Here is a 15,371-nt window from a genome sequence, read left to right on the forward strand (position 1 = left end):
GTCTCGCTCTCGATTTCACTTCCCAGCGGGGTCTTTGCTAGGCTAATACCCGCTTCATTCCTCCTTAGCTCAATTGGCAGAGCATTCGACTGTTAATCGAAGGGTTGCTGGTTCAAGTCCAGCAGGAGGAGCGCACAATCCCCGTTCCGGGTCTCCGGAACGGGGATTTTTTCATACCCGGGGAGGGTATTTCCGCCCGCAGCGGCGCCGATTTCCCATAGCCGGGAAACCTTTGCTAATGTCATACCTGCTTCATTCCTCCTTAGCTCAATTGGCAGAGCATTCGACTGTTAATCGAAGGGTTGCTGGTTCAAGTCCAGCAGGAGGAGCCAACACCAAAAAATCCCCGTTCTCCGTGTGAGGGCGGGGATTTTTTGGTGATTTCAGACAAAGTCCATTTCCACTTGCAGGAAACGCTCGGCCTCTGCGATGGCTGCGAGGAAGGCCTCGTGCTCTGTGGGGGACTTGCGGGGTTCGCGGGGGTGCCATTCATGCGGTGCTGAATGCACCCGGGCGAAGCCCGCGCCCGGCGGCGCGTAGAAGATGCCGAAGCGCTGCACCGGCCATTCGGGGGACGTCTCCGGGGCTACGAGGAGGGCTGCGCTGAAGCCGGGGTTGTACCACTGGGCGATTGGGCGGCGTCGGTCTTCCGTGAAAAGCCCGGCGGCATAGAGGGCCGCGGACTGCTGGCCCGTCTGGGCGCACAGCCTTTCCCACCACAGTGGCAGGATGCCGGAGTCGCAACGTTGCCAGGTGGCCGGGAGTGGCGAGGAGTACTGCCAGCTGGGCACGGATTTATTTTATCGCGGGAGGGTGCGCCACGGCAGTGGCAGGCGGGCAGTGCCGCCGCCCGTTTGCGGCTCTGTCTGCGCCCTGCCCGAGCCCTGTTGCGCCCAGCCCTGCGGGTTAACCTATTTCCGGTTCCACGGCCCGGGGTTCACCCGATACAGCAGCGCTGAACCTGCCAGGGCGCCGAGGATAATCCCCACGGCAGGGCTGCCGAACATCCGGCCGGCGAAATAGCCGGCGACGGCGCCGAGCACCGCCCCGAGGAACAGTCCCCGGGGGTTGCGGTGCGGTTTGCGTTTCATGGGGTCGCCCTTCGGCCGGGTTCGGGACTTAGTGCGCGGAGGTGGCTGACCGGTCTGACCCCATTCACTGGATTCTCCGCGTACGTGATCCTGCTCACTGGATAGGCGGGACTGTGCGTGGCCTCACGATAAGCCAAAGACCCGCTATCGCCACCAAGATACATGCTGCCTGCACGGCGCCCATGGGAGAGGAGCTGGTGATCCCCAGCCACCCCACCACCGGGGAGATGAGGCCGGCCATCATGAACGTCGCGGCCCCCAGGAGGGAGGCAGCCGTACCGGCCTGGGCTCCGTGGCTGGACAGTGCCAGGACCTGGACACACGGGAAGGTGAAGCCCGTACCCATGATGTAAAACCAGAGCGGGACCAACACGCCCCAGAGGCCCAGGCCAGCCTGGTCGAAAATTACGATCAGCAGGGCCATGAGGAACATCCAGGCCGTGGAACAGGCCAGGATCCACTGCGGCGGGACGTGCCTGATGAGCCGGGAACTGATCTGTACGCCGGCCACGATGCCCAGGGAATTGATCCCGAAGAGCAGGCCATACTCCTGCGGCGAAAAACCGAAAATGTCCTGGAACAGGAAGGGCGAGGCCGACAGGTAGGTGAAGAGGCCGGCGAAATTCATCCCGCCCACCACCAGAAGCCCCACGAAAATCCGGTCAGTGAAGAGGACTTTGTAGCGCTGCCCGGCAGTCATGCCGGACTGGCCGCGTTTTTCCGGCGGCAGGGTTTCCCGGACCAGGAAAAGCGCGGCAACGATCACCACGGTGCCGTAACAGGCCAGGAACACGAAGATGCCGGGCCAGGGCATCACCAGGAGCAGCTGCGATCCGATGACCGGCGCGAGGATCGGTGCCAGGCCATTGACCAGTGCCATCCGTGAGAACATCCGCACCATGGCATAGCCGGAGAACAGATCGCGCACCATTGCCATGGCCACCACGCCGCCGCCGGCGGCGCCTACGCCCATCAGCACGCGGAAGAAACCCAGGGTGGCGATATCGGTGGACAGGGCCGCCCCCAGGGAAGAAGCAATGTGCAGAGCGGTGGCCAGGATCAGCGGCAGGCGCCGGCCAAACCTGTCACTGAGAGGGCCCACCACCAGCTGCCCCAGGGCAAAACCCACCGTGGTACCCGCCAGGGTCAGCTGGACCTGTGCTTCTGACACCCCCAGGCTGGCTTCAAGGGCCGGGAACGCCGGCAGGTACAGATCGATCGTGAAGGGTCCCAAAGCGGTGAGGGCACCGAGGAGGAAGATGTACAGCAATTTCCGGCGGCGGCTCAGCGAATCGCCCGGATTAGAGTGAGTGGTCACGGAGACCAATCCTAGGCCCGGCAAGTCACTCTTTTGGGGTGCTGCAGGCGCGCCGCACGGCCAGCACGGAAGTTTGGCCTGAACCTGAATGATAGCTTTGGGGGCGGGACCGTGCTGGCGCACTCTCCCGCAGAACACCAAGCCGGATCGACCAACCAGCAGACCAGCAACAAGTAAGGCGGGAACCGATGAGCGGACGTCACACCGGGCGGACCAGCCAGGGATTGCGTATCACCGCACTGCCCAAGACGCTGAAACTACTCTTTCGCCTGGCGCCCCGCCAACTCAACGACGAAATCGCCTTCGCCAAGGTAGAGCTCAAGCGCAAGGGTGTCCAGGTAGGGGTAGCGGCAGCCTTCTTCGCCGTCGCGCTGGTCTTCGTAGCGTTCCTGGTGGTCGGCCTCATTGTTGCTGCCATCATGGGCCTGGCCACCATCATGCCGGCCTGGCTGGCCGCGCTGATCGTCTGCGCCGTGTTCCTGGTCATCGCGCTCATCGGTGGGCTGATCGGCCTCCGCAAATTCAAGAAGGCAATGCCACTGCTGCCGGAGGAGACCATCCGGGGTATCAAGTACGATCTCGGGATTGCCAAGGAAGGCTCAGACTTCAACGCCGCCCTCCTTGATCCGGCCAGTCCTGAGGCCAAAGCCGCCAAGGCAGCCAAGGACGAAGCCGCGGCGAAGGCCAAGGCAGAGAAGGCAGCCAAGGAAGAGGCTCACAAGGTGGAATTCCCGCACGCGTCCGAGCCCGAGCTTCACCGCAGGCTGGAGCAGCGCCGGCGGCACCTCGCCGAAGTCCGTGACGAACTGGACACCGAGCTCGATATCAAACCCCAGGTCAGGTTCCTCGTGGGCGCGGCCAGGGAAAAGCTCGACGAGGGCAAGGCCGTTCTCGAGCACGGCAAGAACGCGGCCGGGCAAAAATTCGCAGCGTTCTCGGATTCCACTGAGGGTGCCGGTGTCCGCTGGAAGCCCCTTGCCGCCCTCGCTGCTTCAGCCACCGTCTTCGTAGTGCTGCTGCGCAGGCTTCTACGGAATCCATAACCAACCGACACGTTCACGCTGTTCTGTTAGGGCTGTGCTGTAAGGAGGGGAGCGGAGTGAGGTTCATCGGCGCTGGCGCGCGTCCCGGCCGCCCCCAGATCGACCACGACCGCGTCTTCACCATCCCCAATGCCCTGACGGTGCTGCGCTTCATGGGCGTGCCGCTCTTCATCTGGCTTGTCCTCGCGCAGAAGGAGTACGGCATCGCCGTTGTTGTCCTGGCGGTCATGGCGGGCACCGACTGGATTGACGGCTACGTGGCACGCCGTTTCGACCAGGCGTCCAAACTCGGCCGGGTCATGGACCCGCTTGCTGACAGGCTTGCTCTGATCACGGTGGCAGTCACCCTGGTGATCGCCGGCGTCGTCCATTGGCTCTACCTGGCAGCGCTCCTGGTGCCCGACGCCGTGCTCCTGGTCCTGACCCTCTTCTATTTCCGCGGCCATCCTGACCTCCCAGTGAGCAGGGTAGGCAAGGTCCGCACCGGGCTCCTGCTTCTGGGTACACCCCTGCTGGTCCTGTCGCGACTGGATACTCCCTTCGAAGGGCCGCTGTTCATTGCCGCCTGGATCGTGCTGGGACTCGGACTCGCAGGGCACTGGGTTGCCGCCTACAACTATTTCTGGGCCATTCTGCGAAAAGGCAGAATGCAGTCACACAACGGCGCTCACCACAATGGCGCACAGCACGACGGCGGTAGCGCCTGATGGTATGGGTGGCGGTCCTGCTGGCGGTGCTTGGGGCGTTCTGCCTGGCCCTGGGAGCGCAAAAACAGGGGAGTGCGGTCAAAGCCGATACTGGCGGGCTCGCGCTGAGTTCCAATGGTTTCCTGCGGCTGCTCCGCAATCCGCGGTGGGTGTTCGGGCTGCTCCTGCTGTGCCTTGGGATGGCAATGAACGCGGTGGCGCTGGTGTCCGCACCGCTGACAGTGGTGCAGCCGATCGGGGCGATCGCCCTGGTCATCACCACCGTGGTGAATGCCCGCGACCAGGACATCACCATCAACCGGGCCACCATGGTGTCCATTGCGGCGTGTGTGACCGGCTCCGCGCTGTTCGTCCTCCTGGCCGTGAACGTGACGCAGGAAAACCACCACGTAAGCCAGGAAGACGAGCTCACCATCGTGTTGCTGCTGGCTCTGGCAGTCGGGGTGTTCGGCACCCTGGCGGTGATGTTCCGGCACCGCATGAGTGCCTTCGTCTACATCCTCGGTGCCGGTGTTCTCTTCGGCTTTGTGGCGGTGCTGACCCGCATCATCGGCAAACACCTGCTGGATCCGAACGGGCTGGTCCTGCTCAATGTGCAGTGGTACTCGGTGGTGGCCATAGCGGCGGCCGGCGGGCTCGGGTCCTGGTTTGTCCAAAGCGCCTACTCAGGCGGCCCGCCGGACCTGGTCATTGCCGGTCTGACAGTTATTGATCCGATCGTCGGAATCGCTATCGGCATCGTAATCCTGGGCGAGCTGCGCCCTGACGTCCACGCCGTGATGGCGATTGCCATGGCTACTGCGGCTTCCCTTGCTATCGTGGGGGTGATCGCCCTTTCCAGGCACCACCCCGAGGTCACCAAGCGCAAGAAAGATGCGCGGAAGGCGGCGGGCAGGGCGTCCCACTAGCCATGCTTCCACCGACTACCCACTTCCACTCACCAGCCGATTTTTCATTCAGCCGATTCTAAGAGGCCCCGCGCTATCGCGACGCGGCCACCCGGTGCATCAGCGTCAGCTGCGCACCGTGACCTTCAGGAGCTCTCCACGTGACAACGCCCTCTGACCAGCGCCCCCTGACGATCCTGATCGCCGCGGATACTTATCCGCCCCACATCAATGGGGCCGCCCAGTTCAGCTACCGGCTCGCGAAGGGCATGACCGGCCGCGGCCATCACGTGAATGTGCTGGCCTGCCGTGCGGACAACGGCGCGAGCTTTACCGAGTTCCGTTCCGAGGCCACGGTGCACCGGCTCCGCTCGCATGGCGTGTTCACCCACGAGTATTTCCGCATCTGCTTTCCCTGGGAAATCAAAAAAGAGATCAGCCTCCTCTTCGACCGGGTCAAGCCTGACGTGGTGCACATCCAGAGCCACTACATGATCGGCGAGCACGTCCTGTACGAGGCCGTAAAGCGCGGGATCAGGATTGTGGCCACCAACCACTTCATGCCCGAGAACCTGAACCCTTTCCTGCCGTTCCCGCAGTGGTTCAAGGACATCATCGGCAAGATCTCCTGGAAGGACATGGGCAAGGTCATGGGCCAGGCCCACGTTGTCACCACACCCACGCCCCTGGCCGCAAAGGCCATGCACCAGCACGCCTTCCTGCGCAAGGTGCTGCCGCTTTCCAATGGCATCGATGCTGCTGCCTACGAGCTGCAGCCCGGTGAGGTCATCGAGCCGAACGCCAACCCGACGGTGGTCTTTGTGGGCCGGCTGGCGGAGGAAAAGCACGTGGACGTGCTCATCAACGCTGTCGCCAAGACCCCGGCGGAGCTGAATGTCCATCTGGAGGTTGTAGGCGGCGGTGAAGTCCGCCATGCCCTTGAAGCGCAGGCGAAACGGCTTGGACTCGAGGACCGGGTGAAGTTCCTGGGCCTGGCCAGTGATGACGACCTCCGGGAGACCTACATCAGGGCGGACCTGTTCTGCATGCCAGGTACCGCCGAGCTGCAGTCCCTGGTAACCCTGGAAGCCATGTCTGCCTCGACGCCCGTTTTGCTCGCGGACGCTATGGCCCTCCCGCACCTCGTTCGTGACGGTGAGAATGGTTACCTGTTCACTCCCAACGACAGCGACGACCTCGCAGCGAAGATCACCCGGATCCTGCAGCTGCCTCCTACGGAGCGGGCGGCCATGGGCCAGGCCAGCCGGCGCATGGTGGAACCGCACAGCATCGAGGGCACACTGCAGACCTTCGAGGACCTCTACCGCGGGGCAAGCTTCGAAGACAAAGTGGTCTGAAGTCCGCTGACCCGGCAGCCGGCAGTGGCTGCCGCGGCCCGATTGGCAGAAACTGTGGTCTGAGGACGCGCCCCGGTTTGCTAGAGTGTTTTTGCCCTGCTGAAACCGAAGTCCTCCGTGGACCACGGCCTCACGGGGCTTGGGGCTATAGCTCAGCTGGTTAGAGCGCGGGACTCATAATCCTAAGGTCCTCGGTTCAAGTCCGAGTAGCCCTACCGAAGCGCCAAAGCACGAAAGCATCACAACACAAGAACCGCGAAACCGCGGCTGACGTTGACCGTCGGCCGCGGTTTCTTTTGTTCCGCCGGAAACTGCGATATGTTACTCACCAGTAACTTACCGCTAATGCTGATCTTTGCGAGGGAACCACATGTCCAAAGCCCCTGTTGATATCAACAACCTTCCGTACGCCGATGGCGATTTCTTTGCCTTCGAGCAGCTGCTCACGGGCAAGGAGCAGGACCGCCTGGCCGAGATCCGGGGATTTCTGTCCCGCGAAGTCCGGCCCATCGCCGTGGACTGCTGGAACCGCGGCGAATTCCCTTTGGACCTCATTCCTAAGCTGGCCGAAATCGACCTGGTCAGTCCTGTGCGGCGCCAGGGCTATTCCAACCTGTTTGCCGGCCTGGTCCACGCCGAGGCCACGCGTGCCGACACCTCCATTGCCACCTTCCTGGGTGTTCACGACGGACTCTTCACCGGCTCCATCGAGGCCCTTGCCTCCCAGGAACAGCAGGAAGCCTGGCTCCCGGACATTTATTCATTGAAGAAGATCGGCGCTTTCGGACTCACTGAACCCCTGGGCGGCTCCGACGTGGCCGGCGGCACCCGCACCACGGCGCAGCGCGACGGCGACAGCTGGATCCTCAACGGCGCCAAGCGGTGGATCGGCAACGCCACCTTCTCTGACTGGGTGGTCATCTACGCCAGGGACCTTGGCGACAACCAGGTCAAGGGCTTTCTCGTTGATACAACGCTGCCCGGCTTCAGTGCCACCAAGATTGAAAACAAGATCTCCCTCCGGACCGTTCAAAACGCGGACATCGTCCTGGACAACGTGGTGGTTCCCGACTTCTTCAAGCTCGCGGGCGCCAACAGCTTCCGCGACACCAACAAGGTCCTCAAGGTCACCCGGCTGGCCGTGGCCTGGCAGGCGGTGGGCCAGCAGCTCGCCGCCTTCGATGTGGCCCGCCGCTACGCCGTGGAACGCCACCAGTTCGGCCGCCCCCTGGCATCGTTCCAGCTGGTCCAGAGCCAGCTGGTGCAGATCCTGGGCAACGCCGTCAGTTCGATGGGCATGATGGTCCGGCTTTCCCAGTTGGAGGACGCCGGCCAGGCCAGGGATGAACAGTCCGCCTTGGCCAAGGCATTCACCACTGCGCGGATGCGTGAAAGCGTGGCGATCGGCCGCAGTCTCCTTGGTGGCAACGGAATCGTGACCGACTTCGAAATGGCCAAGATCTTCGCCGATGCGGAAGCCATCTACTCATACGAAGGAACTCACGAGATCAACACCCTGGTGACAGGCCGGGCCATCACCGGGATCTCAGCCATCGTCTAGGGCTGCCGGAGCCGCTCCGGTGACCGGCAGCAGGATGGACGGCCGCAGGTCCGTCACGAACTCCAGCGGATTGACGTAGTCATCTGCCCTCCTGAGGCCCCAGTGGACGCAGTGCAGTGCTCCGCAGTGACCGGGCTTCAGCGTCCCAATGATGTCGCCTTTGGCCACCACCGCTCCGGCTTTCAGGGGGCTCGCTACGGGCTCAAAGCTGCTGCGCAGTCCGCCCCCGTGATTGATGGTGATTACGGGGCGGTCCACCACCATGCCCACAAAACTCACCGTGCCGGACGCGGGCGAGGTGACCGGGGCGCCGTCGTGCGTTGCCTCAAGGTCCACGCCGCGATGACCGCTCATCCACGGCTTGTCCGGCGGGTCGAACGCCCGCATCACCGCGGGCCTGGGGGAGAGGGGCCAGTCCCAGGCGGGGTGCGGAGCCGTCGCCTGGGGAGCCGCGGCGGCCGGTAGCAGGAGGATTGCGGCAAGCACTGCGACTGCTTTCATCAGCCCAGCATTCCGGTCCGAACCGGCCACCGGGAGTGCCCGCTCCGGCCATGTGGAAAACGTGCCCCGGAGGCCCCGATGTTGTCCGGCGATTATCGGCGCCTGTAGTACACTTGGTGGAGCAGTTTGCTGTGCCCTCAACGCATTTGCGTCGGCACGCCTCATTCAGGAATGCGGGGGAGCAGCAACTGACTACGCGCATCCAGACCTCCAAATCTAAAGCCCCGGCTTTGTTTGAGGAGGATTGTGCCTCTCGCGGTCAGGGCCTTCGCGGTCCTGATGAGAGTCGCAATGGATGCCAGGAGCGCGGCCCGCCTTGGGCCAAGCTAATCAACCGTCAACTATTGGCAGGGTAAGAGGGCCGGAAGGCTTTCTCATGAATGACCTGCCGGAAGGAGCGTCGGCATGCCCGTCGTAACTATGCGCCAGCTGCTTGACAGCGGCGTCCACTTTGGACATCAGACCCGCCGTTGGAACCCGAAGATGAAGCGATTCATCTTCACGGAGCGCAACGGCATCTACATCATTGACCTTCAGCAGTCGCTGTCCTACATCGACCGCGCCTACGAGTTCGTGAAGGCCACCGTTGCACACGGCGGCACCGTTCTCTTCGTCGGCACCAAGAAGCAGGCCCAGGAAGCAATTGCTGAGCAGGCTACCCGCGTTGGCCAGCCCTACGTGAACCAGCGCTGGCTCGGCGGTATGCTGACCAACTTCCAGACCGTTTCCAAGCGCATCCAGCGCATGAAGGAACTGGAAGAGATCGACTTCGACGACGTCGCCGGTTCCGCGTACACCAAGAAGGAACTGCTGCTCCTTCGCCGTGAACTCACCAAGCTGGAAACCAACCTTGGCGGTATCCGCAACCTGACCAAGGCACCTTCCGTGCTCTGGATCGTGGACACCAAGAAGGAACACCTCGCTGTTGACGAGGCCAAGAAGCTGAACATCCCGGTTGTGGCCATCCTGGACACCAACTGCGATCCTGACGAAGTCGACTTCCCGATCCCGGGCAACGACGACGCCATCCGCTCCGTAAACCTGTTGACCCGCGTTGTCGCCGACGCCGTTGCCGAGGGCCTCATCGCCCGCAACCAGCGTGCAACCGGCACCACCGAGGCTCCGGAAGAGCCGCTGGCTGAGTGGGAGCGCGAACTCCTCGAAGGCAGCAAGGCCGAAGCCGCTGTTGCAGCTCCGGCAGCAGAAGAAGCCGCTCCGGCTGCAGAGGAAGCTGCTGCTCCGGCTGCAGAGGAAGCACCGGCAGCTGCCGAGGCTCCCGCCGCCGACGCGGACAAGTAAGACAAGTAAATCCGGATTCTCCGGCGCTGCCCGCAGCGCCGGACCACTGACAGGATGGCGGCTCACCCGGTGAGCCGCTGTCCTGTCGGTCCGTACACCACATAAATTTTCTAGACAGAGGGGTTCACATGGCGAACTACACTGCCGCTGATATCAAGGCTCTGCGCGAGCGCACCGGCGCCGGCATGATGGATGTCAAGAAGGCTCTCGACGAAGCCAACGGCGACGCCGAGAAGGCCATCGAGATCATCCGCATCAAGGGCCTCAAGGGCGCTACCAAGCGCGAAGGCCGCTCCACCGCTGAAGGCCTGGTGGCCGCAAAGGTCAGCAACGGCGTCGGCGTCATGATCGAGGTCAACTGCGAGACCGACTTCGTTGCCAAGGCTGACAAGTTCATCCAGCTGGCCGACAAGGTCCTGGCCGTGGCTGTGGAGTCCGGCGCTGCCGACCTCGACACCCTCCTGGCCACCGAAGTCGATGGCAAGCCGCTGTCCGAGGTTGTCGTCGAAGAGGGCGCAATCCTGGGCGAAAAGGTTGTTGTCCGCAGGATCTCCCGCATCGAGGGTGGCACTGTTGATGCTTACCTGCACAAGACCTCCAAGGATCTTCCGGCCCAGGTCGGCGTCCTGTTCGCTGTCGAAGGTGAAGGCGACGCCGCCGCCACCGCCGCACACGACGTTGCAGTTCACATCGCAGCGATGTCCCCGAACTACCTGACCCGCGAAGACGTTCCGGCCGACCTGGTCGAGTCTGAGCGCCGTATCGCTGAAGAGACTGCCAAGGCTGAGGGCAAGCCTGAAGCCGCCATGACGAAGATTGTGGAAGGCCGTGTCACGGGCTTCTACAAGGGCGAGGTCCTGGTTGACCAGGCATTCGCCAAGGACGCCAAGAAGTCTGTGGCGCAGGTCCTCGAAGAGGCCGGCGTCAAGGGCACGTCCTTCGCACGTTTCCGCGTCGGCTCCTAGTCGAATCCGCTAAAGGGGTGGCCACTTCGGTGGCCGCCCCTTTTGCATGCACCCGGCAAGGGCCGATGAGACCTTTGGCCACCCAGCACGATAACCTTTTTCAGAGTTCAACAACGGGAAGGCACCCATGGAAGCCGTCAATACTTCAAGCCAGCCAGAAAAGAACCGGCGCCGCGTCCTCCTGAAGCTCTCAGGTGAGGTCTTCGGCGGCGGAAAACTGGGCGTTGATCCTGATACTGTCCGCGGCGTCGCAAAGCAGATTGCCGCCGCCGTTCCCGACGTCGAAGTTGCCATCGTGGTTGGTGGCGGAAACTTCTTCCGCGGGGCCGAGCTGTCCCAAAGCGGCATGGACCGCTCGCGCGCGGACTACATGGGCATGCTTGGCACGGTCATGAACTGCCTGGCCCTGCAGGATTTCCTGGAGCAGGCCGGGGTTGAAACCCGGGTCCAGAGCGCCATCACCATGGGCCAGGTTGCCGAGGCCTACATCCCGCGCCGTGCCATCCGCCACATGGAAAAAGGCCGCGTTGTCATCTTTGGCGCGGGTGCTGGATTGCCATATTTCTCCACCGATACCGTCGCGGCCCAGCGGGCCCTGGAAGTCCATGCAGACGTTGTCCTGATGGCCAAGAGCGGCGTGGACGCCGTCTACACCGCCGACCCGAAAAAGGATCCCGGTGCCGAGCGTCTGGACACCCTGAGCTACGACGACGCCCTGCGCCGTGACATCCGGGTCATGGACCAGACCGCCATGACCATGTGCAAGGACAACAACCTGTCCATGGTGGTCTTCGGGATGGAAGGCGAAGGGAACGTTACCCGCGCCATCCTGGGCGAAAAGCTGGGTACCCTGGTGACCCCCTAGCTACGGCTAGGATGATTTCAGCACGGTTCCATCCCCGCTGGTGGGGACACTGATGGAACCAGGAACACTGAACCAAGATTGTGCATGGAACCGGCAGCCGGACTGCACTGAATTCTGAGGAGAGACCGTGATCGAAGAAACCTTGCTCGAAGCCGAAGAGAAGATGGACAAGGCAGTAGAGGTAGCCAAGGAAGACTTCGCGTCGATCCGCACCGGCCGGGCAAACCCGGGCCTCTACAACAAAGTGCTGGTGGACTACTACGGCTCACCCACTCCGCTGCAGCAGCTCGCATCCTTCGCCATCCCGGACGCGCGCACCATTCTCATCACCCCGTTCGACAAGACCGCTCTGCGCGATATCGAGCGCGCCCTGAGTGACTCCGAGGTGGGCGCCAACCCCTCCAACGACGGCAACGTCATCAGGATCACCATTCCGGACCTGACCCAGGAACGCCGCAAGGAATACGTCAAGATCGTCAAGACCAAGGGCGAGGACGCGAAGATCTCCATCCGGAACATCCGGCGCAAGGCGAAGGAAACTCTGGACAAGCTGGTCAAGGACGGCGAAGCCGGCGAGGACGAAGGCAGCCGTGCGGAAAAGGAACTCGATGCGCTGACCAAGTCACATGTGGACGGCATCGACGAGCTGCTCAAGCGCAAGGAAGCAGAGCTGCTCGAAGTCTGATGGGCCAGGCAGAGCAGGCACCCGCACAACGGGCGCGCACTAAGGTAAAGCAGCCGCGGAGCAATCCGACCCCCAAAGCCGGCCGGAATCTTCCGGCAGCCATCGTGGTGGGGCTGGCCATGCTGATCGGCGTGCTCGGGGGCCTGCTCTTCCTGCCGCTCGGGTTCGTTGCCGTCACCACTGGGTTCGCCGTCTTCGGCGTGTGGGAAATCTTCCGCGCCCTGGAGGCCAACGGGACCAGGATGCCTATTGTCCCGGTCATGGTGGGGACTGTCGCAATGCCTTTCGCCGCGTATTTCGGCGGCGTGGAAAGCCTGCTTTTCACCATGCTCCTGAGCTGCGTTGCGGTGCTCCTGTGGCGATCGGTTGAAGGCCCTGCCGGCTCAGCGAACAGCATTTTCGCGGGCGTGTTCGCGCTCGGTTGGGTGCCGTTTTTCATCAGCTTCGCCGCCCTGCCGCTGCATGCCACCGGTATCGCCACCCCGGTGGGACTCTGGCCGGGCGGGACAATTCCGGCCGGAGCCTGGCAGGTTGCAGTGATGCTCCTGCTGGTGGTCTCGAATGATACCTTCGGCTACCTTGTGGGCGCTTCCCTGGGCAAGCATCCTATGGCCCCGAAGATCAGCCCGAAAAAATCCTGGGAAGGGTTCGCCGGATCAATCGCCGGGGCAATGCTGATCGGAATCCTGGCCTGCATCTTCATTTTGGACAAACCCTGGTGGGTGGGCGTGATCCTGGCCGTGGGCCTCGTCGCGGCGTCCACTGCGGGAGACCTGGCTGAGTCGATGGTCAAACGTGAACTCGGCATCAAGGATATGAGCAGTATCCTTCCCGGGCATGGCGGTGTGATGGACCGGCTGGACTCCATCGTTTTTGCCTCACCCGTGGCGTTTGTCCTCTTCGCGATGGTCTCGGGGGCCTGAGCACCCTCGACTGAACCACTCCGCCGGCACGCCGGCAGCGCCAATAGACTGGTGCATAACCTGACCCAGCTGAAGAGCAACAAAGGAACAACAGTGGCATTGGATTTTCAACGGAAAATTCCCGCGTCGTTTGAGCGCGTGCGGGGCAACGAGTTTGGTTACAACGCCAGGCAGGTGGACCAGTTTCTCGAGCGCGCCAAGGTAGCGCTCGAGACGCCCGAAGCCGCCATTTCTCCCGTCAGCAGTGCCGATGTCCGTGCCGTCTCCTTTGATCCGGTTAAGGGCGGCTACGCCGCCGCCGTGGTGGACGCAGCGCTGGACCGTCTGGAGGACGCGTTTGCCCGCCGCGAACGGGATGAACTGATTGCAGCGCGCGGCGAAGAGGCCTGGCTGCGGGAGATCGGCAACCTGTCCGGTATCCTCCGTGGCCGCCTGCACCGGCCGGACGGCGAACGGTTCCGCCGGCCCGCCAAAAAGAAGGCCCGCAGCTACAACATCCCGGACGTGGACAAACTTTGCTATGACCTGATCGGCTACCTCGAAGAGGACAAGCCGCTCAGCGTGGACAGTGTACGCCGCGCCGTCTTCCGCCCGGCGGAGGGCCAGGAGGGTTACGAGGAAACGCAGGTTGACGCCTTCCTGGACCGCGTGGTGGAACTCATGGCAGCCATCGACTGACAGTTTTCCGGCGCGGCATTTCTCAGCGTTCGGTGACCAACGGCCGTTCAGGCGTGTGCAGCCTCGTCATGACCCGGGTCATGGTCTTGGGAATCCGGTCTTTCGTCCCGCGGGAGACCAACACCATCACGGCGAAGGCGGCGGGAACGGTCCACGCCGCCGGCTGCGCCAGCCAGAACGGGGTTCCCGTGGCTCCCAGGACAGTGCCGCACACCATGGCGCCACCACACAGGACGCCACCGGTCACCATCCCCGCAATGGCACCGGTGTCCGTGAGGCCGCGCCACCAGATACCAAGCAGGAGAACCGGGCAGACGGTGGAAGCGGTGAAGGCGAACACCAGGCCAACGCTGCCAGCCAGGGCCAGGGAATCGGTCATGACGGCAAAGCCCAAGGGGACGACGGCGGAGATGACGGCCGCGAGCCGGAACCCGCGGACACTACCGCCCAGGACATCCTGGCTGATGACGCCGGCCAGCGACACCACCAGCCCGGAGGTGGTGGACAGGAAGGCGGCAAACGCCCCGGCTACCACCAGAGCCGAGAGCAGGTCGCCGGCGGTTCCGCCGATCAGCTGCCCGGGCAGGAGCAGGACCAGCGCGTCCGCCCGTCCGGAGCGGGCGAGCTCGGGCGCGAACATCCTCCCCGCGAGCCCATAAGCGGTGGGAAAGAGGTAGAACACCGAGAGCAGGCCGAGCACGATCAGGGTGGTCCGCCGTGCCGAGCTTCCGTCGGGATTCGTATAGAAGCGCACCAGGACGTGGGGGAGACCCAAGGTGCCGAACAGCAGCGCCACCAGCAACGAGATGTTCTGGTAGGCGCCGGCAGGAGCCATCCCGGTGGGGTTAACGGCGGCGGGGGCTACAGCAGCTGTGCCGCTGCCGGCAAGGGTGAAGACGATGAACAGGACGGGTACCGCCAGGGCAGTGAGCTTCAGCCAGTACTGGAACGCCTGCACAAAGGTAATGGAGCGCATGCCGCCTGCCACCACGGTCAGGCACACCACAATGACCACGGCCAGGGAGCCCACCCAGGCAGGAAGTCCGGTGGTGATCCGGATAGTCAATGCCGCGCCATGGAGTTGGGGGACGATGTACAGCCAGCCCACAACCACCACCACCAGGCTGGTGACGCGGCGGACAGCCCGCGAATCCAGCCTCGCCTCGGTAAAATCCGGGATGGTGTACGCCCCTGACCGGCGTAGCGGGGCGGCCACAAACAGCAGCAGCATCAGGTAACCCGCCGTGTAGCCGACAGGGAACCACAAAGCATCGGTACCCGAGAGCAGGACCAGTCCGGCCACCCCCAGGAAACTCGCCGCGGACAGGTATTCGCCGCCGATGGCCGAGGCATTCCACCACGGCCGGACCGTACGGGAGGCAACATAAAAATCCCCGGTGGTGCGGGAAATCCGCAGGCCGTAGAAACCGATCACGGCAGTTGCTACGGAGACCACAACCAGGGCCACCACGCCGACCGCGGGATTCATC

At 63.3% G+C, this 15,371-nt stretch carries 16 protein-coding genes and 3 tRNA genes; 14 read left to right on the top strand and 5 right to left on the bottom strand.

Annotated features, from left to right (window positions below; translation table 11 throughout):
• Positions 1–58 precede the first annotated feature (58 nt).
• Together J2808_RS14595 and J2808_RS14600 are read left to right on the top strand one after the other, a co-directional pair.
• Positions 59–131 (top strand) — tRNA-Asn (locus tag J2808_RS14595).
• A 125-nt stretch (positions 132–256) separates the two neighbouring features.
• Positions 257–332, top strand: a tRNA-Asn gene (locus J2808_RS14600).
• A 51-nt stretch (positions 333–383) separates the two neighbouring features.
• Here J2808_RS14600 and J2808_RS14605 read toward each other — a convergent pair.
• From J2808_RS14605 to J2808_RS14615, 3 genes are all read right to left on the bottom strand, one after another.
• The gene (locus J2808_RS14605) at positions 384–791 is read right to left on the bottom strand and encodes a hypothetical protein (protein WP_309817946.1); all 408 of its coding nucleotides are present in this window, start codon (positions 789–791) and stop codon (positions 384–386) included.
• A gap of 120 nt (positions 792–911) precedes the next feature.
• A complete protein-coding gene (locus tag J2808_RS14610; RefSeq protein WP_309817949.1) occupies positions 912–1,091 on the bottom strand; it encodes a hypothetical protein in 180 nt (59 codons plus the stop codon).
• 94 nt (positions 1,092–1,185) lie between these two features.
• Positions 1,186–2,409: a multidrug effflux MFS transporter gene (locus J2808_RS14615; RefSeq protein WP_309817951.1), complete on the bottom strand. Its 1,224-nt coding sequence runs from the start codon at positions 2,407–2,409 to the stop codon at positions 1,186–1,188.
• Between the two features lie 188 nt (positions 2,410–2,597).
• Here J2808_RS14615 and J2808_RS14620 point away from each other — a divergent pair, with 188 nt between their 5' ends.
• From J2808_RS14620 to J2808_RS14645, 6 genes are all read left to right on the top strand, one after another.
• Positions 2,598–3,452, top strand: a complete 855-nt coding sequence (locus J2808_RS14620) for a phage holin family protein (RefSeq protein WP_309817954.1) — start codon at positions 2,598–2,600, stop codon at positions 3,450–3,452.
• A gap of 56 nt (positions 3,453–3,508) precedes the next feature.
• Complete coding sequence (locus J2808_RS14625; RefSeq protein ID WP_309817957.1) at positions 3,509–4,159, top strand: CDP-alcohol phosphatidyltransferase family protein; 651 nt, start codon at positions 3,509–3,511, stop codon at positions 4,157–4,159.
• Positions 4,159–5,067, top strand: a complete 909-nt coding sequence (locus tag J2808_RS14630) for a DMT family transporter (RefSeq protein ID WP_309817960.1) — start codon at positions 4,159–4,161, stop codon at positions 5,065–5,067. Before J2808_RS14625 ends, J2808_RS14630 begins: the two co-directional genes overlap by 1 nt.
• A 140-nt stretch (positions 5,068–5,207) precedes the next feature.
• Positions 5,208–6,404, top strand: coding sequence for a glycosyltransferase (locus J2808_RS14635; protein WP_309817962.1), 1,197 nt, complete (start codon positions 5,208–5,210; stop codon positions 6,402–6,404).
• A gap of 141 nt (positions 6,405–6,545) precedes the next feature.
• Positions 6,546–6,619: transfer RNA gene (locus J2808_RS14640), tRNA-Ile, on the top strand.
• A 155-nt stretch (positions 6,620–6,774) separates the two neighbouring features.
• Entirely contained in the window at positions 6,775–7,965 is a 1,191-nt protein-coding gene (locus J2808_RS14645; protein ID WP_309817965.1) for an acyl-CoA dehydrogenase family protein, read from the top strand.
• Here J2808_RS14645 and J2808_RS14650 read toward each other — a convergent pair.
• Complete coding sequence (locus J2808_RS14650; protein ID WP_309817968.1) at positions 7,951–8,466, bottom strand: M23 family metallopeptidase; 516 nt, start codon at positions 8,464–8,466, stop codon at positions 7,951–7,953. The two genes, J2808_RS14645 and J2808_RS14650, sit on opposite strands and share 15 nt — an antisense overlap.
• A 405-nt stretch (positions 8,467–8,871) precedes the next feature.
• On the opposite strand from J2808_RS14650, the gene rpsB reads away from it, so the two are divergent.
• The 6 genes from rpsB (at position 8,872) to J2808_RS14680 (ending at position 13,881) form a co-directional block, all read left to right on the top strand.
• Positions 8,872–9,765: a 30S ribosomal protein S2 gene (gene rpsB / locus J2808_RS14655; RefSeq protein WP_309817970.1), complete on the top strand. Its 894-nt coding sequence runs from the start codon at positions 8,872–8,874 to the stop codon at positions 9,763–9,765.
• A gap of 128 nt (positions 9,766–9,893) precedes the next feature.
• The gene (tsf, locus tag J2808_RS14660) at positions 9,894–10,730 is read left to right on the top strand and encodes a translation elongation factor Ts (RefSeq protein WP_309817972.1); all 837 of its coding nucleotides are present in this window, start codon (positions 9,894–9,896) and stop codon (positions 10,728–10,730) included.
• A 127-nt stretch (positions 10,731–10,857) separates the two neighbouring features.
• The gene (gene pyrH, locus J2808_RS14665; RefSeq protein WP_309817975.1) at positions 10,858–11,595 is read left to right on the top strand and encodes a UMP kinase; all 738 of its coding nucleotides are present in this window, start codon (positions 10,858–10,860) and stop codon (positions 11,593–11,595) included.
• Between the two features lie 127 nt (positions 11,596–11,722).
• A complete protein-coding gene (gene frr, locus J2808_RS14670; protein ID WP_190988619.1) occupies positions 11,723–12,280 on the top strand; it encodes a ribosome recycling factor in 558 nt (185 codons plus the stop codon).
• Positions 12,280–13,203, top strand: a complete 924-nt coding sequence (locus tag J2808_RS14675) for a phosphatidate cytidylyltransferase (RefSeq protein ID WP_309817978.1) — start codon at positions 12,280–12,282, stop codon at positions 13,201–13,203. Before frr ends, J2808_RS14675 begins: the two co-directional genes overlap by 1 nt.
• A 93-nt stretch (positions 13,204–13,296) precedes the next feature.
• Complete coding sequence (locus J2808_RS14680) at positions 13,297–13,881, top strand: DivIVA domain-containing protein (protein WP_309817980.1); 585 nt, start codon at positions 13,297–13,299, stop codon at positions 13,879–13,881.
• A gap of 22 nt (positions 13,882–13,903) precedes the next feature.
• Here the strand turns inward: J2808_RS14680 and J2808_RS14685 are convergent, their stop codons facing one another.
• Positions 13,904–15,370 (bottom strand): sodium/solute symporter, encoded by a 1,467-nt coding sequence (locus J2808_RS14685; RefSeq protein ID WP_309817982.1) that lies wholly within the window; start codon positions 15,368–15,370, stop codon positions 13,904–13,906.
• Position 15,371: the final 1 nt, after the last annotated feature.

It is taken from the genome of Pseudarthrobacter sulfonivorans, from assembly GCF_031454915.1.
GTDB classification, from domain to species: Bacteria; Actinomycetota; Actinomycetes; order Actinomycetales; family Micrococcaceae; genus Arthrobacter; species Arthrobacter sulfonivorans_C.

Bases quoted from the DNA above. Each gene is read 5' to 3' on its own strand.
- J2808_RS14610 (WP_309817949.1), bottom strand. From the start codon at position 1,091: ATGAAACGCAAACCGCACCGCAACCCCCGGGGACTGTTCCTCGGGGCG.
- J2808_RS14620 (WP_309817954.1), top strand. From the start codon at position 2,598: ATGAGCGGACGTCACACCGGGCGGACCAGCCAGGGATTGCGTATCACC.
- J2808_RS14630 (WP_309817960.1), top strand. From the start codon at position 4,159: ATGGTATGGGTGGCGGTCCTGCTGGCGGTGCTTGGGGCGTTCTGCCTG.
- J2808_RS14645 (WP_309817965.1), top strand. From the start codon at position 6,775: ATGTCCAAAGCCCCTGTTGATATCAACAACCTTCCGTACGCCGATGGC.
- J2808_RS14650 (WP_309817968.1), bottom strand. From the start codon at position 8,466: ATGAAAGCAGTCGCAGTGCTTGCCGCAATCCTCCTGCTACCGGCCGCC.
- rpsB (WP_309817970.1), top strand. From the start codon at position 8,872: ATGCCCGTCGTAACTATGCGCCAGCTGCTTGACAGCGGCGTCCACTTT.
- tsf (WP_309817972.1), top strand. From the start codon at position 9,894: ATGGCGAACTACACTGCCGCTGATATCAAGGCTCTGCGCGAGCGCACC.
- pyrH (WP_309817975.1), top strand. From the start codon at position 10,858: ATGGAAGCCGTCAATACTTCAAGCCAGCCAGAAAAGAACCGGCGCCGC.
- J2808_RS14675 (WP_309817978.1), top strand. From the start codon at position 12,280: ATGGGCCAGGCAGAGCAGGCACCCGCACAACGGGCGCGCACTAAGGTA.
- J2808_RS14685 (WP_309817982.1), bottom strand. From the start codon at position 15,370: ATGAATCCCGCGGTCGGCGTGGTGGCCCTGGTTGTGGTCTCCGTAGCA.